Source organism: Microterricola viridarii (assembly GCF_001542775.1).
GTDB classification, from domain to species: Bacteria; Actinomycetota; Actinomycetes; order Actinomycetales; family Microbacteriaceae; genus Microterricola; species Microterricola viridarii_A.
This window is the reverse complement of sequence record NZ_CP014145.1, coordinates 1,328,564-1,348,349: the sequence shown is the minus strand read 5'-3', so window position 1 is coordinate 1,348,349 and position 19,786 is coordinate 1,328,564. Positions and strand designations below refer to the sequence as shown.

Annotated in this window: 20 protein-coding genes and 2 tRNA genes; 5 read left to right on the top strand and 17 right to left on the bottom strand. The window is 68.0% G+C overall.

Annotated elements, in window-relative coordinates; all coding sequences use genetic code 11:
- The first annotated feature begins 2 nt into the window (after positions 1–2).
- A complete protein-coding gene (locus tag AWU67_RS06180) occupies positions 3–770 on the top strand; it encodes a glycerophosphodiester phosphodiesterase family protein (protein ID WP_067232232.1) in 768 nt (255 codons plus the stop codon).
- Between the two features lie 136 nt (positions 771–906).
- On the top strand, positions 907–1,272 hold the full coding sequence (locus AWU67_RS06175) for an RNA polymerase-binding protein RbpA (protein ID WP_067227200.1): 366 nt from the start codon (positions 907–909) through the stop codon (positions 1,270–1,272).
- 26 nt (positions 1,273–1,298) lie between these two features.
- On the opposite strand, the gene AWU67_RS06170 is transcribed toward AWU67_RS06175, so the two are convergent.
- The 11 genes from AWU67_RS06170 to AWU67_RS06120 form a co-directional block, all read right to left on the bottom strand.
- Positions 1,299–2,027 carry a polyprenol monophosphomannose synthase gene (locus AWU67_RS06170; protein ID WP_067227199.1) on the bottom strand — a complete coding sequence of 243 codons (729 nt, stop codon included), beginning with the start codon at positions 2,025–2,027 and terminating at the stop codon, positions 1,299–1,301.
- A gap of 37 nt (positions 2,028–2,064) precedes the next feature.
- Entirely contained in the window at positions 2,065–3,621 is a 1,557-nt protein-coding gene (lnt, locus tag AWU67_RS06165) for an apolipoprotein N-acyltransferase (protein ID WP_067227198.1), read from the bottom strand.
- 12 nt (positions 3,622–3,633) lie between these two features.
- Positions 3,634–5,994 carry a DEAD/DEAH box helicase gene (locus tag AWU67_RS06160; protein WP_082716808.1) on the bottom strand — a complete coding sequence of 787 codons (2,361 nt, stop codon included), beginning with the start codon at positions 5,992–5,994 and terminating at the stop codon, positions 3,634–3,636.
- 84 nt (positions 5,995–6,078) lie between these two features.
- On the bottom strand, positions 6,079–6,870 hold the full coding sequence (gene tatC / locus AWU67_RS06155) for a twin-arginine translocase subunit TatC (protein WP_234407374.1): 792 nt from the start codon (positions 6,868–6,870) through the stop codon (positions 6,079–6,081).
- 3 nt (positions 6,871–6,873) lie between these two features.
- A complete protein-coding gene (gene tatA, locus AWU67_RS06150; RefSeq protein WP_067227197.1) occupies positions 6,874–7,074 on the bottom strand; it encodes a twin-arginine translocase TatA/TatE family subunit in 201 nt (66 codons plus the stop codon).
- 111 nt (positions 7,075–7,185) lie between these two features.
- Positions 7,186–7,419, bottom strand: coding sequence for a hypothetical protein (locus AWU67_RS06145; protein WP_129586648.1), 234 nt, complete (start codon positions 7,417–7,419; stop codon positions 7,186–7,188).
- A complete protein-coding gene (locus tag AWU67_RS06140) occupies positions 7,409–8,404 on the bottom strand; it encodes a helix-turn-helix transcriptional regulator (protein WP_067227195.1) in 996 nt (331 codons plus the stop codon). The genes AWU67_RS06145 and AWU67_RS06140 overlap by 11 nt, the downstream gene beginning before the upstream one ends.
- Entirely contained in the window at positions 8,401–9,417 is a 1,017-nt protein-coding gene (locus AWU67_RS06135; RefSeq protein WP_067227194.1) for a helix-turn-helix transcriptional regulator, read from the bottom strand. Before AWU67_RS06135 ends, AWU67_RS06140 begins: the two co-directional genes overlap by 4 nt.
- Before the next feature lie 34 nt (positions 9,418–9,451).
- Complete coding sequence (locus AWU67_RS06130) at positions 9,452–10,417, bottom strand: FKBP-type peptidyl-prolyl cis-trans isomerase (protein WP_067227193.1); 966 nt, start codon at positions 10,415–10,417, stop codon at positions 9,452–9,454.
- Between the two features lie 67 nt (positions 10,418–10,484).
- The gene (locus AWU67_RS06125; RefSeq protein ID WP_067227192.1) at positions 10,485–11,543 is read right to left on the bottom strand and encodes a tRNA (adenine-N1)-methyltransferase; all 1,059 of its coding nucleotides are present in this window, start codon (positions 11,541–11,543) and stop codon (positions 10,485–10,487) included.
- Positions 11,540–12,229 carry an HAD family hydrolase gene (locus AWU67_RS06120; RefSeq protein WP_067227191.1) on the bottom strand — a complete coding sequence of 230 codons (690 nt, stop codon included), beginning with the start codon at positions 12,227–12,229 and terminating at the stop codon, positions 11,540–11,542. The genes AWU67_RS06125 and AWU67_RS06120 overlap by 4 nt, the downstream gene beginning before the upstream one ends.
- 88 nt (positions 12,230–12,317) lie before the next feature.
- Between AWU67_RS06120 and AWU67_RS06115 the strand changes: the two genes are divergently transcribed.
- A complete protein-coding gene (locus AWU67_RS06115) occupies positions 12,318–13,247 on the top strand; it encodes a proteasome assembly chaperone family protein (protein ID WP_067232227.1) in 930 nt (309 codons plus the stop codon).
- Here the strand turns inward: AWU67_RS06115 and AWU67_RS06110 are convergent.
- The 4 genes from AWU67_RS06110 to AWU67_RS06095 all read right to left on the bottom strand — a co-directional run bounded on the left by AWU67_RS06110 (position 13,244) and on the right by AWU67_RS06095 (position 17,720).
- On the bottom strand, positions 13,244–13,891 hold the full coding sequence (locus AWU67_RS06110) for a TetR/AcrR family transcriptional regulator (RefSeq protein ID WP_067227190.1): 648 nt from the start codon (positions 13,889–13,891) through the stop codon (positions 13,244–13,246). The genes AWU67_RS06115 and AWU67_RS06110 overlap by 4 nt on opposite strands.
- Positions 13,892–13,975: 84 nt before the next feature.
- The gene (locus AWU67_RS06105) at positions 13,976–15,412 is read right to left on the bottom strand and encodes an amidase (protein WP_067227189.1); all 1,437 of its coding nucleotides are present in this window, start codon (positions 15,410–15,412) and stop codon (positions 13,976–13,978) included.
- A 107-nt stretch (positions 15,413–15,519) separates the two neighbouring features.
- Positions 15,520–16,374, bottom strand: a complete 855-nt coding sequence (locus tag AWU67_RS06100; protein ID WP_067227188.1) for an undecaprenyl-diphosphate phosphatase — start codon at positions 16,372–16,374, stop codon at positions 15,520–15,522.
- A 17-nt stretch (positions 16,375–16,391) separates the two neighbouring features.
- On the bottom strand, positions 16,392–17,720 hold the full coding sequence (locus AWU67_RS06095) for a M20/M25/M40 family metallo-hydrolase (protein ID WP_067227187.1): 1,329 nt from the start codon (positions 17,718–17,720) through the stop codon (positions 16,392–16,394).
- A gap of 130 nt (positions 17,721–17,850) precedes the next feature.
- Between AWU67_RS06095 and AWU67_RS06090 the strand changes: the two genes are divergently transcribed.
- Together AWU67_RS06090 and AWU67_RS06085 are read left to right on the top strand one after the other, a co-directional pair.
- Positions 17,851–17,934, top strand: a tRNA-Leu gene (locus AWU67_RS06090).
- 206 nt (positions 17,935–18,140) lie between these two features.
- A tRNA-Leu gene (locus tag AWU67_RS06085) sits at positions 18,141–18,224 on the top strand.
- A 140-nt stretch (positions 18,225–18,364) separates the two neighbouring features.
- Here the strand turns inward: AWU67_RS06085 and AWU67_RS17315 are convergent.
- Both AWU67_RS17315 and AWU67_RS06080 read right to left on the bottom strand, forming a co-directional pair.
- Positions 18,365–18,514 (bottom strand): hypothetical protein, encoded by a 150-nt coding sequence (locus AWU67_RS17315; RefSeq protein WP_160329725.1) that lies wholly within the window; start codon positions 18,512–18,514, stop codon positions 18,365–18,367.
- A gap of 27 nt (positions 18,515–18,541) precedes the next feature.
- Positions 18,542–18,964 carry a VOC family protein gene (locus AWU67_RS06080; protein WP_067227186.1) on the bottom strand — a complete coding sequence of 141 codons (423 nt, stop codon included), beginning with the start codon at positions 18,962–18,964 and terminating at the stop codon, positions 18,542–18,544.
- Between the last annotated feature and the right edge of the window lie 822 nt (positions 18,965–19,786).

Below are 19,786 nucleotides of genomic sequence, written 5' to 3'. Positions count from 1 at the left end.
CTCTGAACCCCGACACCAGCTCGCACTACCTCGACTCGACCGGCCCGCGCGTCCTCGCGCACCGCGGACTGGCCACCGAGGCCCCCGAGAACACGCTCCTGGCTTTCCGCAACGCCCTCGCCGCGGGTGTGACCTACCTGGAAACCGATGTGCACGCCAGCAGCGACGGGGTCGCCGTCATCTGCCACGACGCCGACCTGAGCAGGCTGGCGTCGCGCGCCGTCGCCGTGGGCGAGCTGAGCTTCGCCGAGTTGGCCGCCATCGATCTCGGCGCCGGGCAGCACTTCGTGTCGCTGGCAGAGGCGCTGGCCGCCTTTCCAACGGCACGCTTCAACATCGACGTGAAGGATTCCGCCTCGGTCGCGCCGACCGCGGCAGCCGTGTCGGCCGCCCAGGCGACGGAGCGCGTGCTGATCACGTCATTCTCGGAGAAGCGCCGCAGGGAGACGGTGCGGCTGCTGCCCGGCGTGGCCAGTTCGGCCTCGTCCACCCGCTTCGCCATAGCCCTCCTGGCGGCCAAGCTCGGCCTCTTCCCCGTGGTGCGCCGCGCGCTCGCCGGTTTCGTTGCCGTTCAGGTGCCGCAGACCGCCGGGCCTCTCACGATCACGACGCCGCGGGTCATCTCAGCGATGCACCGCGCCGGTGTCGAGGTGCACGTCTGGACGGTCAACGAGGAGGCGGAGATGACCGCGCTGCTCGCGCTCGGCGTCGACGGTCTGGTCACCGATCGCGCCGATATCGCCATGCGTGTGCTAGCCGCCCAGGCCTGAGAACATCCGTCTCCCGCGCGAGACTGGGAGTCTTCTGGCAAGGCCGGGGAACCCGCCGTAACGGCACCTCCTCCGCAAGCTAACGCACAGCTTGAGGCGCTATAACGGAGGTTGCATTGCGAGAGGAGACCACACAATGGCAGATCGTAGTTTGCGTGGAATGCGGCTGGGCGCACAAAGCCTGCAGAGCGAAGAGGGCGTCAGTTTCTCACCACGCGTCAATCACAGCTACCGCTGTGGCACATGTGGTCGTGACACGGTCATGACCTTCTCGGCCGAGGCCGAGGCCCCCGAGGCGTGGGAGTGCAAGCACTGCGGGCACGAGGCCAGCCTGATCGTCGATTCCAAGCCGGTGGTCATTGACCACTCCGAGGACAAGATCGCTCGAACCCACTGGGACATGTTGCTCGAGCGTCGCACGATCGAGGAGCTCGAAGAGCTGCTCGAGGAGCGTCTCGTCGCTCTGCGTGCCCGCCGCGGCACACAGAAGGTCAGCGTCTAGACGCTGATGTCGCCGCGTCAGCGGCGTTACCCCTCTGATCGCCGGGCCATTTGGCCCGGCGATAGGCGTTTCTGGACGCCCCACACTGTGACTCGCCAGAGTGCCTCAGCAACGATGCCGAGGTGCATCTTGGAGACCCCCTCCGAGCGCTCCTCGAACGTGATCGGGTGCTCGGCGATGCTCAGGCCGGCGCGCTCGGTGTGCCAGGCCATCTCGATCTGGAAACAATAGCCCTGGCTTGAGGTGGGCTGCTGCAGCAGCAGACGCACGGTATCCGCTCGAAACACGCGGAAGCCGGCCGTGATGTCGCGCACGGTCGAGCCCAGCATGAACCGCGAGTACCGGTTGCCGGCCCGCGAGATCGCCTGTCGGCTGCGCGACCAGTTGCTCACGCTGCCGCCGGGAACCCAGCGCGAACCGATGACGAGGTCGCGTCCACCCGCGGCGAGCTGCAGCATACGCGGGAGTTCCGCCGGGTCGTGTGAGCCGTCCGCGTCGATCTCGACGATGTAGTCGTATCCGTGGTCGAGCGCGTACCGGAATCCAGAGAGATAGGCACGTCCGAGCCCACTCTTGTCCGGGCGCACCAGCACAGCCAACCGCGGGTCGGTTCGGGCGAGCAGCGCCACCATCTGGGCCGTGCCGTCAGGGCTGTTGTCGTCGACGACGAGCACGTCGGCATCGGGCACGGCGGAGCGCAGCCGGGCGAGGATCGTGAGAATGCTCGCGCTCTCTTGGAAGGTCGGGACGATCACGAGGGCGCCTGCGCCGCTGTGCCCAGCTACGGCGCGCTCAGCCACGCTGTGCCCGCCGGGTGCGCCCCGCGAGGATCAGGCAGAGGGCGAGGCCAGCCAGGCCGAGCCCGGAGACCAGCCATTCGATGCCACGCCCCGCGGCCATCGCCGGTGTCACCGTGTCGCTGAGCGGCACCGTCTCGACCATCGACCCGGCGGTGAAGTTGGGGATGGCGGCCTGCGTGCTGCCGTCGGGCAGGATGATGGCGCTCGAGCTGACGGTGGAGATGTTCACCACGGTGCGGCCGGCCTCGATCGCGCGCATCCGGGCGATAGCCAGCTGTTGGGCGCTCTCGTCGGTGTAGTGCTCCGCGCTGCCGAAGTCGGCGTTGTTGGTCTGTGCCAGGATGATGCCGGCACCTCCGTCGATCATCTCCTTGATCAGCTGATCGTCGGCGATGTCGAAGCAGATGGCAATGCCGGCGCGGATGCCGTTGATGTCGAAGACGTTCGGCTGAGTGCCGATCGAGTAGTCGCGGCTGATCAAGTCGATCAGCTCGGGAGCGAACGGCCGCCAGAACGCGCGGTCCGGCATGTACTCGGCGAACGGCACGGGGTGCACCTTGTCGTAGATCTGCACTGCACCCTCCCCGGCCTTCCAGAGGAGCGAGCTGTTGAAATACTCGTCGTCGCGCATCGTGATGGTGCCGACGACGAGCGGTGCCTGCATCTGCTCGCTCACATAGTCGAGTGTCTTCGCCGCCTGCGTGCTGCGCAAGGGGTCGATGTCAGAGCCGTTCTCAGGCCACACGACCATGTCGACGTCTTCGCCGACCAGGGGAAGTGTCACGCTCACGTGGTTGGCGAGGATCTCGCCCGGAACATATTGGGCGAACAGCCCGGCGTTGGCGTTGCCCTGCACGGCCGCCAGCCGGGTGCTGCCAGACGGCAGCGTCGGCCAGGCCGGGATGGCGAGCAACAGCGCGACAGCGGCGACAGCGATGCCGGCGCGCCAACCGATCTCCAGCGAACGCTCCCGGATCAGCTGCACGGCGAGTGCCGCCAGCAGCGCCATCAGGAAGCTGAGTCCTGAGGCACCGACGAGGCTGAGCAGCCCGGCGAACGGGCCCTCCGTCTGGGAGAGCGCGAGGCGTCCCCACGCGAAGCCGCCGTACGGCCAAACGGCGGCGATCGCCTCGCGGGCCGTCCACAACCCGGCGACAACAACGGGAACCATGCCGAGCCGGCCGAGCGGGGTCGGCCAGACCCGGGGTCCCCAGCGCAGCACGACCGCGATCAGTGCGACGCCGATCGAGAAGAAGATGGATTGCAGCACGGCCAGGGCCAGCCAGGGCAGGGAGCCCAGGTAGAGCGTGAGCCAGTAGATGTGCGTCAGCCAGAAGCTGAGCCCGCCGATCAGCCCGAGCAGCCAGCCCATCCACGGCCCGCGCCCGAGCAGCGTGAGGAACAGCAGCGCGACCGCGAGTGGGGCGAGCGGCCACCAGCCGCGGTCGGGGAACGCCCCGTCCAGGAGGATGCCGGATGCCGCGGCGAGCGGGAGAGCCAGATAGATCGGGATGCGCAGCGCGGAGCGCCCCTCAACTCCCGTGTCCATCACCCGTACAGCCTATGCGACCGAGGAGTAGGCAACGATTCCGCGGCGCACGGAGTCCATGGCGATGCGGGCGTTCGCGGCGACCGGGTTGTCGGCGACGACGGAGAGCTGGTCGAGCAGGTCGATGGTCTGCTTGGTCCAGCGCACGAAGTCACCGGCGGCCATGTCGGCGTCGGCGAGCACCTCGCCGAGCGGCGCCCCCTTGGCCCACTTCCACATGGCCAGGGCGAGCCCGGTCGCCGGCGGTTCGCTGCCGGGTAGCCGGTGGTCGCGCTCCAGGTCGTCCAGGTCGCTCCACAGCGTGCCGGTGGCGTCGAAGGCGGCGAGGAAGGGGCCCCGAGGCAGGAACCGCTCGGAGATCGAGCCCTCGTCGCGGCGCGGCTGGTAGACCAGCGTTGTCGCCATCGCCGCGAGGCTGGGCGCGTCCAACTCGTTCCACAGCCCGCGGCGCAGGGACTCGGCCACAAGCAGGTCGCGTTCCCCGTAGATGCGGCGGAGCATACGCCCGCTCGCGCTGGCGCTCAGCTTTCCACTGGCATCCCTCTCCAGGTAGCCGAAGTTCAGCAGCAGGTCGGTCACCCGGTCGAAAATGCGGGCCACCGCGCCGGTGCGCGAGCGGATCTGTGCCCTGAGCGCCTCGTTCTGCTTGTTGAGTTTGAACCAGCGCTCGGCCCAGCGTGCGTGCACCTCGCGGTCGGGGCAGTTGTGGCAGGGGTGTGCGCGCAACTTCTTGCGCAGCGAGTTGAGTTCTCGCTGCACCTTCTCCTTGGCCGCGCGCGACTGCTGGTTCTCGGCGCGAGAGGACTGCCGCTCCAGATCGGCCAGGTCACGGCGGATGCGGGCATACTCGCTGAAGTCGCCCAGGTGGCAGGTCATCGACGCCGCATAGCCGTCCAACGACTCCTGCTGCTGCCGCACGGTGCGGGCCAGGTCGACAACGGAGCGGTCGGCCTGGAACTGGGCGAAAGAGGATTCCAGGATGGCGCGGGCGCGCTGCCGGCCGAACTGCTCGATCAGGTTGACGGCCATGTTGTAGGTGGGCCGGAAGCTGGAGTTCATCGGGTAGCTGCGCCGGGAGGCGAGCGCGGCGACCGCCTGCGGGTCGAGGCCGTCCTGCCAGTGGATGACGGCGTGCCCCTCGACGTCGATGCCGCGGCGCCCGGCGCGGCCGGTCAGCTGGGTGTACTCCCCCGGCGTGATCGGCACGCGGGCCTCGCCGTTGAACTTCTCCAGCTTCTCCAGCACCACGGTGCGGGCCGGCATGTTGATGCCGAGGGCGAGCGTCTCTGTGGCGAAGACCGCCTTGACCAGCTTGCGCTGGAACAGTTCCTCGACGACCTCCTTGAAGGCGGGCAGCATTCCGGCGTGGTGCGCGGCGACACCGCGCTCCAGGCCCTCCAGCCACTCCCAGTAGCCGAGAACGGCCAGGTCCTCGTCGAGCAGGGTGCGGCAGCGCTCCTCGACGATGGCGCGGATCTCGTCGCGTTCGTGCGCCTGGGTGAGGCGCACGCCGGCACGCAGCACCTGACGCACGGCCTGGTCGCAGCCGACCCGGCTGAAGATGAAGAAGATGGCTGGCAGCAGGTTCTTTCCGTCGAGCATCGCGACGACGGCCGCCCGGTCGAGTTTGGCCGCCGGCTGCTGCTGCTGGCTCCAGCCGCCCCTGTCATGGCCGCGCCGGCCCCGAGTGGAGCGGGCGTGGATGGAGCGGGAGCCGCCCTTGGCCAGCTGCACCAGTTCCGGGTTCACCCGGTTGGTCGCGGCCACGCCGGAGGAGTCGAACAGGTCGACCATCTTGCCGCGGGCCAGCACGTGCTGCTCCAACGGCACCGGGCGATCCTCGGAGACGATGACGTCGGTGTCGCCGCGCACGGCCTGCAGCCAGTCGCCGAATTCCTCCGCGTTGGAGACGGTGGCGCTCAGCGCGACCAGCCGGACCTCGCTGGGCAGGTGGATGATGACCTCTTCCCAGACGGCCCCGCGGAAGCGGTCGGCGAGGTAGTGCACCTCGTCCATCACCACGAAGGCGAGGTCGGAGAGCAGGTCTGAGTCGGCGTAGAGCATGTTGCGCAGCACCTCGGTGGTCATGACCACGATGCGTGCGCCGGAGTTGATGTTGGTGTCACCGGTGAGCAGCCCGACGTTCTCCGGCCCGTAGACGGCGACGAACTCCTGGAATTTCTGGTTGCTGAGCGCCTTCATGGGCGCCGTGTAGAACACCTTCGCCGTGGAATCCTGCATCGCCTGGTAGACGGCGAACTCGGCCACGATCGTCTTGCCCGCCCCCGTGGGCGCGGCGACGAGAACGCTGCGGCCGGCCTCCAGTGAGGCGCAGGCTGCACGTTGGAAGGGGTCGAGGTCGAAGCGCTGCAGCTCCCGGAACGCCTGGACGAGGGGGTCTGACGGTTGCTGCGGGAGGCCGCATAGCGTTCGGCCGGGGAGAGTGTGCTCACAGGCTCAGCCTAGATCGGCGTACTGGGCCTCGAGCGCACGCGCCCGCTTGGCGGCGCGCCAGTCGTGCAGCGCTGCCACGCCGTAGGCGGCGAAGTAGAGCACGATCATCGGGATCGCGAGCAGGAACATCGAGACCACATCGGCGGCGGGGGTCGCGATCGCCGTGAACAGGCAGATCACGAGGATGGCGATGCGCCAGGACTTGATGATGGATGCCGCACTGATGACGCCGGCGAAGTTCATCAGCACGATGAAGACGGGCAGCACGAAGGCGATGCCGATCGCGAGCATCAGCTTCAGCACGAAGTTGAAGTAGGCGTTGGCCTCGAAGTAGGTCACCGTGTCGACGGGCGCGAAGCTCGCCATCAGGTTGACGATGTTCGGCAGCACGAACCAGCCGGCAGCGCAGCCGGCGAAGAACAGCGGAACCGCGGTGAAGAAGAAGCCGAAGGTGTAGCGCTTCTCCGTCTTGGTGAGGCCGGGCGTCAGGAACGCGAACACCTGGTACAGCCAGATCGGGCTGGAGAGGATCAGGCCGGAGTAGATGGACACCTGCAGGCGCAGGTCGAACGCGGAGGTGATGTTCGGGTAGTTGATCTCTGCCCGGCGGTATTCGGCCATGGCCGTGACCGGACCGCGCAGCTGCTCCCAGATCCACTCGGAGAACACCCAGCCGACGATGGCGCCCAGCAGGATGCCGATTGCCGCGAGAAAGAGCCGCTTGCGCAGCTCAATCAGATGAGCGGCGAGCGGCATCTTGCCTTCGCGGTTGCGGCGCGTGTCGCGTTCGCTCACTCGTTACGGCTTGGGCGTCGCGTCGCCGTCGGCGCTGGTGTCGCCGGCGGGTTCCTTCGCGGCATCCGGCTTGATCTCGGACTTGAGGATCTTCATCGACTGCCCGAGGCTGCGGGCCAGTGCGGGAAGCTTGGGCGCGCCGAAGAGAAGCAGGATGATGACGAGGATGACAATTGCATGCCATCCAGTGAGGCCGTTAAACATGAGGTGGGGTCCAATTCTCGGCGGAACGTATGAGTAGTTTACCCCGAGCGAGCCGGGCATCGTGGCGTTGCTGCCTCCGGTACACGCGGGCGTCGCGGTTGTGCTCGACGATCAGGGCGAGTTCTGTCTGATCGCGGAAGGGAGCTGAGGGGTGCGTGCGGGTGCAAGCTCATCCAGCTGGGCGTCGAGCTTGCCCAGGGCGCTGCTCAGTTCGCCGAGTTCCCGGGCACCGGCGGCGGCCTTGCGGAACAGTGTGACCCCGAAGTAGGCGAGCATGCCGAGCAGTGCCAGGACGAGTCCGCCCCAGATCAGCCACCAGCTCCACCACGGCATCTCAGGCGTCACTCTCTGCGTACTGCGCGGCGCCGGCGGCCGCCCAGTCGGCGACGATCTGCCTGGCCTCGGGCGGACCGAGCACCGTGATGAGACCGGGCAGGCCGCTGACCAGGCGCTTCAGGCCGTGGTAGTGCGGAACCCGGATGGTGAGCCTGACCTTGTCGTCGGTGCGCGTCGTGCGGGCGCCGGGAGTCACGTAGTCGGCGAGCAGCGGCAGGGCGGCACTCGGCAGTTCGAGCTGCACGCGCAGGTCGTCTGCGGACACATCGAAGAGTGTGCTCGGCACGACGACATCGTCTCCGTGCCTGGTGATCGGCCGTTCTGTTCCGCGCAGGCCGGTGATCCGGTCGAGCCGGAACGTGCGCACCGCGTGGCGCAGGTGGCACCAGCCGCGCAGGTACCAGTCCTGGTCGATGGACTCGATGCGCAGCGGGTCGACCACGCGGGACTCACGCTGCCCGCGGGCGTTGAGATACTCGAACTCCACCTGGGTCTCGCCGCTGATTGCGGCGCGCAAGGTGCCGATCTCCTCGGCGCTCGCCTCGGCGGCAGAGGCCGTTTCCGCAACGGCGAGCTGGCTGGGCGCTGCGGAGGCGCCGCGGGTGAGTTTCGCCATCAGGGTGGCGATGGCCTCCCGGTTGTCGTGCTCCGGCAGCGCGGCCAGGTATTGCAGCCCCGCGATCAGCGCGGCCGCCTCGCGAGCAGAGAAGCGTGGGGTGTCGTCGATGGCCACCTGGTGGGTGACCACGATCGTGTCGCGGTCCAGGTAGGCGTCCCAGTCGATGTCGAACAGGTCGCCGTGCTGGTACTGCTTGGTCTCCCCCGGCACCCCGGAGACGGCGATCAGTGAGACGGCCTCGCGGATCAGGTCGGGTTCGACGGCGAAGTGCGCTGCGGCATCCGCCACGCTCACCCGGCGCTGGTCGAGCAAGTACGGGACGAGGGCGAGCAGCAGGGCCAGCTTGTCCTGTGCTCGAAACTGCTGGGGGCTCACGCGTGACTCCCGTCGTTCTGGTCGCCCGCGCCGTGCAACGCGCTCACCTGCAGCAGGCGGGCGCGCACGGCGGAGCGGAGGTCCGCCGGGGCGTGCACGAGCACCTCTGGACCGAAACTGGCCAGCTCGTCGGCGAGGATGTCGAGGTCGGTGAAGTGAAGCTCATAGTCGCCGGAGTCGGTGTGGCTGAACCCGGAGCGCTTCTGCAGGCGCAGCTCGGCGTCGCTGCCGGCGACGATGCCGAGAACAGCCACGTTGCCTTGCCAGACGCGTTGCAGCGCGGCGAGCGATTGCTCGGCCGCGTCGGCGGGCGGCGCGTCGAAGGTCGCGCCGGGAAGCGGCTTGACGGGGCCGACGATGCGCGAGAGCAGGAAGGTGCGCGGTGCGCGGGCGCGCTTGTCGAATCCGCTGAGGTGCCAGCGACCCTCGTGCACGACGAGGGCATACGGGTCGACGGTGCGCAGCAGCGGCTTCTTCTGACCGGGCTTGAGGTAGAGGAAGCTCACCCGCTGGTGCTTGTCCAGAGCGAGTTTGAGAGGGCCGAAGGCGGCCTCCCGCACGCGCAGGCGCGGCGCGTAGCCGATGACGGCGTCATCCGTCTCGATGCCCAGCGAGCGCAGCTTGGTGATGGCCCGTCGGGAATCTTCCGACAGTGAGCCGTCACGCCAGACGGCGGCGGCGAGGCCGAGCAGCGCGTTCTCGGCGGCGGAGAACGTCACATCGGCCGGCAGCTCGTAGAGCGCCCGCGGGATCCGGTACCGGGCCGACTGGCTGTCTCCCGGCCGGTCCGGCGCGTCGATGGTCTCCAGCGGGATGCCCAGCTCGCGGATGTCATCTTTGTCGCGCTCGAACTGCCGGTCGAGGCTCGCGTTGTCACCGCCGAGCACGTAGCGCTGGCGGTAGCCCTGCACGGTGGAGAGGATCTCGGCCTTGCCGAGGCCCTGCTCACTCGCCAGGAGGGCGAGCACCAGGCTGAACAGTCGCTCCTCGACCGGGACGGCGACGGCATCCATGCGCCCAGCCTCCATTAGCCCGGCCTCCACTCGTCTAGACGATGCCGAGGATGTCGACGACGAAGACCAACGTCGCGTTCGGGGGCACGCTGCCGTTGCCCTGCTCGCCGTAGGCGAGGTCAGGCGGGATGACGGCGATGATCTGCGAACCGACCTGCTGGCCGATCAGCGCATCGGCGAAGCCGGTGATCACGCCGTTCTGCACGGTCGGGGATCCGGCGGCGGCCGTGAGCTGCGCCGGGGCGCCCCGCGACCAGCTGGAGTCGAAGACGGTCTTGGTGTCCCAGAGCACGCCGGTGTAGTGAACGATGAGCTGGTCGCCCTCCTTCACCGTGGCGCCGTCGCCCTTCTTGAGCACGGCGACCTCAAGGTCGGTCGGCGCGGCGGCGGACGGGATGGTCACGCCGGGTACGCCGTTGGCATCCAGAACCACGCTGGGCAGGCCGTCGACGGCTGCCTGCGGGGTGCCGTTCGCCTTCGGCAGGAAGGCGCGGTTGACGTCGACGACGAAGACGATCGAGTCGTCAGGAGCGACGCCGAGGTTCGGGTTTCCGGCCTCGCCGAATGCCTCCTTCGGGGGAACGACGAGCGTGATCCTCGAACCCTCCGTCGAGCAGAGCAGGCCCTGCTGGAGGCCGGCCATCAACGTGCCCTCGGTGAGCGGGAGGGAGAGGGCAGAGGAACCGTCGTAGGTCGACTTCTCGATGAGGTCGCCGCTGGTGCCGTTGTAGACGCTCCAGTCGAGCACCACCTGCTGGCCCGGGACGGTGCCGAGGCCCTCGCCGGCGCGAACGACGGTGCGCTCGGTGTGATCCGTCTTCAGCGGCGTCGGGAACGAGACCGTTGGGGCGGTGCCCTCGTCGCCGCTGACCTTCACGATCGAGGAGGACTCACCCGAGGGCACGGGGCTCTCGCAGCCGGGTCCGGCGCTCGGGGCGCAGGCCGTGAGGCCGACCGTGAGCAGACCGGCGGTGATGAGCAGTGCGGGAAGCTTGCGCACGAGTCCTCGTTTCGATGCAGTGGAAGGAAGGGTTCGGATGCCGTGGGCGGTGCAGCCCGGGCCAAGTTTACTCAGTGTCTACCGGTGTATCGGCGTCGGCCAGCGGCTCGTCGTCGTTGCGGGCCTTGGACAGCTCTGCGCCGGCCGTGGCTGCACGCACGCGCTTGCGCAGGCTCTTCGCGCTGACGCTGCGCTCGCCCAGGCTGCCGGGGGTCCACAGCTCGACATCCTCATCGCTGAAGTCGCTCTTGGACGGGCGGCGCTTGAGCTCCGGCAGCACCGCGCCCGGCGCGAGCCGGCGGGCAGTGAGCAGGAAGCCTGTGTGGCCGATCATGCGGTGGTCCGGGCGCACGGCCAGGCCCTCGACGTGCCAGCCGCGCACCATCGTCTCGCTGGAGTCCGGGTTGGTGTAGTCGCCGGTGGCGCGGATGGCCTCGGCCACGCGGGAGAGCTGGGTGACGGTGGCGACGTAGCAGAGCAGCACACCACCGGGCTTGAGCGCCGTCGAGACGGCGGGCAGGCACTCCCAGGGCGCGAGCATGTCGAGCACGACACGGTCGACGCTGCCCGGTTCGGTGACCTCAGGCAGTGCGTCGGAGAGGTCGCCCAGTGTGATCGACCAGTTCTCAGGGTCGTAGCCGAAGAAGGTGGCCGCGTTGCCGCGGGCGACATCCGCGAAGTCCTCGCGCCGTTCGAACGACTTGAGGGTGCCGGCCGGACCGATGGCGCGCAGCAGCCAGAGGGAGAGCGCACCGGAGCCGACGCCGGCCTCGACGACGGTCGCACCGGGGAAGATGTCGGCCAGACCGATGATCGCCTGGGCGTCCTTCGGGTAGATGATCGCCGCACCGCGGGGCATGGCCATCACGAAGTCGTTCAGGAGCGGGCGCAGTACCAAGTGCTCGATGCCGACGTTGTTGGCAATGACGGAGCCGTCCGGCTGGCCGATGATGTCGTCGTGGGCGAGCAGGCCGCGGTGGCTGTGGAAGACCTTGCCCGGCTCCAGCATGAAGGTGTTCAGCTTGCCCTTGGGGCCAGTCAGCTGTACGCGGTCACCCGCGCGGAACGGGCCGCTGTTCTGGGGTCGCCCCTGCGCTCGGGGAGATTCGGCGGTCTGGTCGGTCATGGGGTCACCACTTCTTGATTGCGTGAGGCTTCGACAAACACGGTGGCGATGTCGGAGAGTGTGCGGCCGGCCAGGCTCGGCCACAGGGTGTAGCTGGAGTGTGCGGGCAGCTCGATGATGTGCGGAACACCGATGGTGACGGCACCGGATGCCGCGGCGGCGGCCACCCCGGGAACGGAGTCCTCGAAGGCGACGCAGCGCTCGATGGGCACGCCGAGCTGGGTGGCGGCGAGCAGGTAGGCCTCAGGGTCGGGCTTCGGCTTGGCGACGTGGTCGCCGGCGACGATCAGGCGGAACGCCGGGAATCCGATCAGATCGACGATCTGCTCGGCCATCGGAGACATGGACATGGTGACCAGTGCGCACGGGATCCCCTGCATGCTCAGCTCGGCGAGCAGCTCGCGGGCACCGGGGCGCCACGGCACGCCCTCGGATTTGAGGAGCTCCTGCACACGGCCGGTGAGACGCTGGATGATCTCGTCGGCGTCCAGCCGGACCCCGGCACCCTGCAGGATGCCGGCAGAGACGCTCAGCCCGTTGCCCACCATCTTGAGGCCGTCCTCATGCGTCCAGACGCCGCCGAAGCTGCCAACGAGCTCCGACTCGGCCTGCATCCAGTACGGCTCAGTGTCAACAATGGTGCCGTCCATGTCCCAGAGGACGGCGGCGGGAGTGTCAGTAGTCACGGGGATCAAGTCTAGAGGAGCGGAGCCGGGCATATCCTTAGCACGGAGGGCTGCACGAGCCCGCCGCTGAGTGAGCGGAGACATTTCGGTGACGACGAGCAGCAAAATTCTGGGTGGGCGCATCCTGGTGGTGGCGTTCGAGGGTTGGAACGACGCCGGCGAGGCGGCATCCGGGGCCGTGCGCTCGCTGCAGGAAGAGCTCGAGGTGACTGAGATCTTCTCGGTCGACCCCGAGCGCTACTTCGACTACCAGTTCAACCGGCCGACGATCGGCATCGACGAGGACGGCAAGCGCACGCTGAGCTGGCCGAGCACCGTGATGTACGGCCCCACCGCACCGGGCAAGCAGAGCGCTTCGTTGGCGGCGGATGCCGAGATGCAGGTGAGCGGCGCCAACGACTCCAACATCTACCTACTGCTCGGCACCGAGCCGTCCCGCACCTGGAAGGGCTTCACGGCCGAAGTGATCGACGCGGCGCTGGCCGCGGATATCGGCGGGATCGTGTTCCTCGGCGCCATGCTCGCCGACGTGCCGCACACCCGGCCGATCTCGATCTTCACGTCGAGTGACAACGCCCAGGTGCGCGCGGAGCAGGGCATCGAGCGCAGCAACTACGAGGGGCCAATCGGCATCCTGAGCGTCATCGCCGACGCCGCGGAGCGTGTCGGCATCCCGACCCTTTCGATCTGGGCCTCCGTGCCGCACTACGTGCACCACTCCCCCTCGCCCAAGGCGATGCTGGCGCTCATCGACAAGCTCGAGGAGCTGACCGACGTCACCATCCCGCGCGGCGACCTCGTGAACGAGGCGGCAATCTGGGAGGCGAACATCGACGAGCTGGCCAGCGAGGACGAGGACATGGCGTCCTACATCGCCCAGCTGGAGCAGGCCCGCGACACCGTTGACTCGCCAGAGGCCAGCGGCGAGGCGATCGCCCAGGAATTCGAGCGCTACCTGCGAAAGACCAACCCGGACGGCAAGGACGGCAAAGACGGAAAGGCCGGCGGGCCCCGCTAGCCGGCGGCCGGGGCGATCGAGTCGAGGATCGCCCGGACCCCGGCGCGGTACACGGTCAGGGTGTCCATCGACATGAGCTCCCCGCGCAGCCGTGCGAGCCGTGGGAACTGGGCGAGTGCGTCGGCATCGAGCGTCTGGATCCACGGGGATGCCGAGACGGAGGCGCCGTCTGCGCCGTGCGCAGCGTCTCGGCTCAATTCGAGCGCCATCCCTGCGGCGAAGGCGAGGGTGTGCCCGGAATAGGCGCCGTAGGCGTCGACGAGACGCTGGCCGTCGAGGCCCGCCTCCTCCAGCGCCTCGAAGATGAAATCGAGTGAGGCGAGCTCGCCGACGCCGCGCCCGTCGATGAGCGGGGAGAGTTGGCCGATGGCTGGCGCCTCAAGGTAGGTTTCCGCGAGTGCATCGGAGTACCGGGCGAGGCGCAGCCGCCAGGAGGGTTCGCTGCGGTCGACGCGGGACAGCGCCTCGGCGTACAGCCGGTCGACGGCGGCCCGATGCAGCTCCTCCTTGTCGCGGAAGTGGCGGTAGATCGCGGCGGCGGTGACGCCGAGTGCCGAGGCGAGCATGCGAATGCTCACCTCGGCGCGGGGGGCCTCCCTGGCGAGGGCGAGGAGCGTGTCGACGATGCCGTCCCGCGTGAGCACTCGGCTCCTGGGCTTGGCCGTGCTCGCTGCCGGTGGTCTCGTCGTTGCCACGTCGTTTCTCCTCGCCCTGCTGGCTGACTCTGTCTACACGGTGCGCTGGCCGTACGCCGGCCGGTGCGCCTCCTCCTGATACCAGTCCCCCCGGCCGGCCTCGATGGCCGCTCCGACGTTGAACACGATCTCCTCAGCGTAGGGTGCGCCGACGATCTGTACACCGATCGGCACGTCGTCGCCGGAGCGGCCGACGGGCACGGCGAGCACGGGATTGCGGTTCGCGATGTTGAACGGGGTCGTCATCGCCATCGAGATGTAGCACTCGTTGTCGACACCATTGATGGTGATTCCGTCGATGTAGTACTCGTCGGCCAACAGGGCGGGCACACCGGCGACGGGGCAGACGAGGGCGTCGTACTCGACGAAGACCTTGGCGAGCGTCTCGTGCACCTGCACCTCACGCTCCAGGCCGCCGAGCACGCCGTTCTTCTCGAAGTACTTGGTGGCGAGTGCCATGGCCTGCAGCGTGTAGGGCTCGAGCTGGTCCATGACGCCCAGCTCGGTGATCTCGGCGATCCAGGGCACGAAGATGGTGCCGAAGTGGGTCCACGCGGTCTCCATCACGAATTCGTGGTCGATCGGCACGATCACCTCGGTGACGGTCGCGCCGGCGGCCTCGAGCCAGGCGCGGGTGCCGGCGACGGCATCCCGCACGTCGTCCTGCACCCCATAGTCACCGAGGGTGAGGGCCAGCGCGATGCGCTTGCCGGTGAGGTCCGCGTTCGGCACGAGTGTGGGCGCCAGCGGCAGGCTTACCGGGTCGTCGGGGTGCTGGCCGGAGATCACGTTCTGCAGCAGCGCGACGTCGGCAACGGTGCGGGCCATCGGGCCGTCCGTGCAGTAGCGGTCGAGGTTGGTGGGGGCGAGCGCAGGGTTGCGGCCGTAGGGCGGCTTGTAGCCGACCACGCCGTTGAACGACGCGGGGATGCGGGTGGAGCCGCCGATGTCGGAGCCGGTGCCGAGCGGCGCGTAGCCGGCCGCGAGCGAAGCGCCGGTGCCGCCTGAGGAGCCGCCGACGCCGAACTTCGGGTTCCACGGGTTGCGGGTGATGCCCCAGAGCTTGCCGCGCGTGTAGGCCGCGATGCAGAATTCCGGCGTCGTCGCGCGGACGAACGGAATGCCGCCGGCCTCGACGATGCGCGTGATGATCGGGTGGGTCTCCTCGGCAATGTTGTCCTTGAAGAGCGGGCTGCCATTGGTCTCCGGCAGGCCCTCGATGGGCTGCTCCTCCTTGAGGACGACGGGCAGACCCTCGAGCGGGCGCGCCGTGCCGTTCGCGTAACGGCGCTCGGCCTCAGCAAGGGCCTCGTCGAGCGCCAGCCGCTCCCCCGTCGTGGCGTTGATCGTGCCCTCGGTCGCGTTGATGTGCTCAAGCAGCTCCGCGGCGTACGCGCTGGGCGTCAGACTGCCGTCTCGAAAGCGCTCGAGCACCGCAGTCGCGGAGAGGTAGGCATTGGACGTCGTCATCGTTGACTCCTGTTCGTGTCGGCCCGTACTGCGGGCATGACGCGAGCTTAGAAAGTCGGACCACGTTAAGTCAACACTGTTTACAACAGCGTTGACTCCGCATCGCGCTAGGCCGCGATCACACCGGTGGCGAGGAAGCCGAAGAGCGCCAGGCCGAGCAGGATCCGGTAGATCACGAACGGCAGGAAGCTCCGCTTGGAGATGTAACGCATGAAGAACGCGATCACGACGAGCCCGACAGCGAACGCGATCACCGTGGCGACGAGCGTTTCGAGCGGCCCGAACACCTCGGGCAGGCATCCGCTCGCCCCGGCAACGCAGGGATCGGTGATCGAGTTGTATACCTGATACAGGCCGCTGCCGAAGACGGCGGGGATCGCCAGCAGGAAGGCGTAGCGGGCGGCCGCAGCGCGCTCGTAGCCGAGGAACAGCCCCATCGTGATCGTTCCGCCGGAGCGTGAGACACCGGGCACCAGCGCGAGCGCCTGGGCGAAACCGAACGCGACGCCGTGCGGGTAGGTCAGCTGGTCGAGCTTGCGCTTCTTGGCACCGACGTAGTCGGCGACGCCGAGCAGGATGCCGAAGACGATCAGCATGGTCGCGGTGATCCACAGGTTGCGCAGCGTCGTCTCGATCTGGTCCTTGAACAGGATGCCGAGGATCGCGATCGGCAGGGAGCCGATGACGATCAGCCAGCCCATGCGGGCATCCGGGTCATTGCGCGGCAGCTTGCCGACCAATGACTGGGCCCAGTGGCTGATGATGCGCACAATGTCGCGCCAGAAGAAGATCACCACGGCCAGCTCGGTGCCGATCTGGGTGATCGCGGTGAATCGGGCGCCCGGGTCCTCCCCCGTGCCGAGGAACGCCCCCACGATGCTGAGGTGGGCACTCGAGGAGATCGGCAGGAACTCGGTGAGACCCTGCACGAGCCCGAGGATGATGGCGTTGATGAAATCCATGTACAGCAGTCTCCGCGTTAGTAATTGGTGAGCAGATCTCGGAGAACCTGCCTGCCAAAGACTAATGCGTCAAGCGGAACACGCTCGTCGACCCCGTGGAACATCGCGGGGAAATCCATGTCTTCCGGCAGGCGCAGCGGGGCGAAACCGTAGCCGGTGATGCCGAGCAGGCTGAGCGCCTTGTTGTCGGTGCCGCCGGAGAGCAGGTATGGCAAAACGGGGGCGCCAGGGTCGTGCAGCTGCAGCGTCGAGGTGACCGCGTCGACGAGCGACCCGCCGAACGGCGTCTCGAGCCCGATGTCGCGGTGCATGACGACGACCTCGATGTCGGGGCCGACGAGCTCGCGGACCTCGGCCAGAACAGCCTCCTCCTCGCCGGGCAGCGTGCGGATGTCGATGAGCGCCTCGGCCGTGTCCGGGATGACGTTGTGCTTGTAGCCGGCCTGCAGCAGCGTGGGGTTCGTCGTCGTGCGCAGCGAGGCCAGCAGGAAGCCGGAGGCGGAGCCGGTGGCCAGCGCGAGCTCGTCCGGCCCGACCCGCTGCGGGTCGGCATCCAGGATTCTGGCGATCTCGGCGAGCATGTGGGTGGTGGTGCCGGTGAGCTTGATCGGCCAGTCGCGCCTGCCGAGCGTGGCCACGGCCTCCGCCAACTTGGTGATGGCGTTGTTGTGAATCAACCGGGAACCGTGCGCCGCCTGGCCGCGGGCGACCAGCTTGACCCAGAGCAGCGCCTTCTCGCCTGTCTGCAGCAAGTAGGAGCGCTTGCCGCCGATCATGACGGAGTAGCCGCCCACCTCGCTGATCGCCTCGGTCGCGCCGGCGAAGAGCTCGGGGTGGTTCTTGACCAAGTGGTGGGAGCCCTGGACTCCCCCGGCCTCCTCGTCGGCGAAGAACGCGACGACGAGGTCGCGCTCCGGCTGCTGACCCTCGCCCAGGATGTCTTGCAGGGCGGTGATGATCATGGCATCCATGTTCTTCATGTCGACGGCCCCACGACCCCAGAGCATGCCGTCCTTGATCACGCCGCCGAACGGGTCGACCGACCAGTTGGCCGGATCGGCCGGCACGACGTCGAGGTGGCCATGCACGACGAGGGCCGGCTTGTCGGCATTGCGTCCCTTGACCCGGGCGACAACGCTGGTGCGGCCGGGGTCGGCGTCGAAGAGTTCGGGCTTCAGGCCGAGCGCGCGCAGGTGCTCCGCAACGTACTCGGCGGCTTCCGTCTCGGAGTTGGCCTTGCCCTCGCCGTAGTTCGACGTGTCGAAACGGATGAGATCACGCGCAATGACGGCCGTCGCGTCGAGTTCAGAAATGTTGTCTGCAGAAGAATCACCGGGTTGGGCCATGGATTCACGCTACCGGACGGCTCGTACACACGGCGTGTCGCACGCCGCGCGTCACGAACGCTCAAAACACTCTCTGGATCCGTGCTAATCTCGTCTTCGGCCGCTGAGAGATCAGCTGCCGGAAACACATGCGCGGGTGGCGGAATTGGCAGACGCGCTAGCTTGAGGTGCTAGTGCCCTAACGGGCGTGGGGGTTCAAGTCCCCCTTCGCGCACACTGTGTTGAGACAGTCTGTTTCGTAGGAAGCAGAACAGATAAGGGCCGGATCGAGAGATCCGGCCCTTTTCTTTTGCCCAATTGCGCCAGCCCGGGTCGCGCCCGGCGAGACACGCCCGGCATGGGCGCACGGTGCGGCTCCTGCCAGAGATACGTGCTAATCTCTCCTACGTGCCGCTGAGCAATCAGTAGCAAGAAACACATGCGCGGGTGGCGGAATTGGCAGACGCGCTAGCTTGAGGTGCTAGTGCCCTAACGGGCGTGGGGGTTCAAGTCCCCCTTCGCGCACACTGTGTTGAGACAGTCTGTTTCGTAGGAAGCAGAACAGATAAGGGCCGGATCGAAAGATCCGGCCCTTTTCTTTTGCCCGCTGGTTGCGCTTTGCCCGCTGGTTGAGCTTGTCTCCCGCTGGTTGAGCTTGTCGAAACCTAGTAGCCAGGGATGACGAGCACCAGCTTGCAGCGCGGGCAGCGATGGCAGGACTCAAGCCCCTCCGCGGTGTCCACGCCGTCCGGACGCATTTCGGTGCCGCAGGCCGGGCAGGGCGGGCCACCCAGGTCGTCGTCGTAGTTGCTCACTCCCCCAGTGTGCGGCATCCCAATTGGCTATTTCTCTCCCAACTCCTGGAAGAGCGTGATCTGCAACCCTGCGGGCGCGGACAGCCTGGAGTTCAACGACCTCCATGGGGTTTCCCGCGGCGCCGCGATGAGCGTGGCGCCACCACTCACCAGATTCTCGGTCGCGGCGACGGAGTCGTCGACCTCGAAGGCGACCCGCATCCGTGCGCTCGGCTGGCCATCGGCCTCGACGGCATCGATCATGCGCACCTGTGCCGGGTTGGCGATCTCAAGCGTGGCGCGGCCGACGTCGAAGATGGTGACATGGGCGCCGCCATCGCCCTCGAACGCGTCCTCCTCGGTGAGCCCGAGCACGTCGCGGTAGAAGGCGACGGCAGTCTCGTAGTCCTCGGCCTCGACGACGAGGCGCAGCTGGCGCACGGCAGGGGTGAGTCTCTTCTCTGCGGTCATGCTCGTACCCTAGAACTGAAGTCGGTCGCGCGTGCGATGTGGAGGCCGCCGTGAGTTCGGGAGGCGGCTTCTCGTCGGTTCCGGCCTCCCCATCTTTCCTTTGCCTCCCAAACGGATGCCGCAGGCTGCGGTATTCACGGCGCCGCTCAGGGCTTCGGGGGCTGCGCTGCTCGTTCCTCGCGGCGCGGCCCCCTCCAGCCGACGTGGGGAGGTCGGTTCGATCTCCCCTTTCCCCGTCGGCTGAGCGCCTCGTTTCACGTCGGCTGAGCGAGGAACGAGCGAAGCCCCGGGGCCGACCAGACACGTCCCGCCCGTATCGCCACGCGCGGCGGATGCCGCAGGCTGCGGTGTTCGCGGAGTCGCTCGGGGCTTCGGAGGCTGCGCTGCTCGTTCCTCGCGGCGCGGCCCCCTCCAGCCGACGTGGGGAGTGTCGGTTCGATCTCCCCTTTCCCGTCGGCTGAGCGCCTCTCCCCACGTCGGCTGAGCGAGGAACGAGCGAAGCCCCGGAGTCGACCCGACACGTCCCGCCCGTCTCGCCACGTGCGGCGGATGCCGCAGGCTGCGGTGTTCGCGGAGTCGCTCAGGGCTTCGGGGGCTGCGCTGCTCGTTCCTCGCGGCGCAGCCCCTTCAGCCGACGTGGGGAGGGCCGGTTCGATCTCCTCTTTCCACGTCGGCTGAGCGAGGAACGAGCGAAGCCCCGGAGCCGACCCGACACTGCGGCCCCGGTGGCGTTCGCGAAGGTCACGATCAGGTAACGGAAACCGAGGAATGCTCGAAACGAGCCTGTTTTGGCCCGTTTTACGGCGTCCAGTGTCAGAGGGT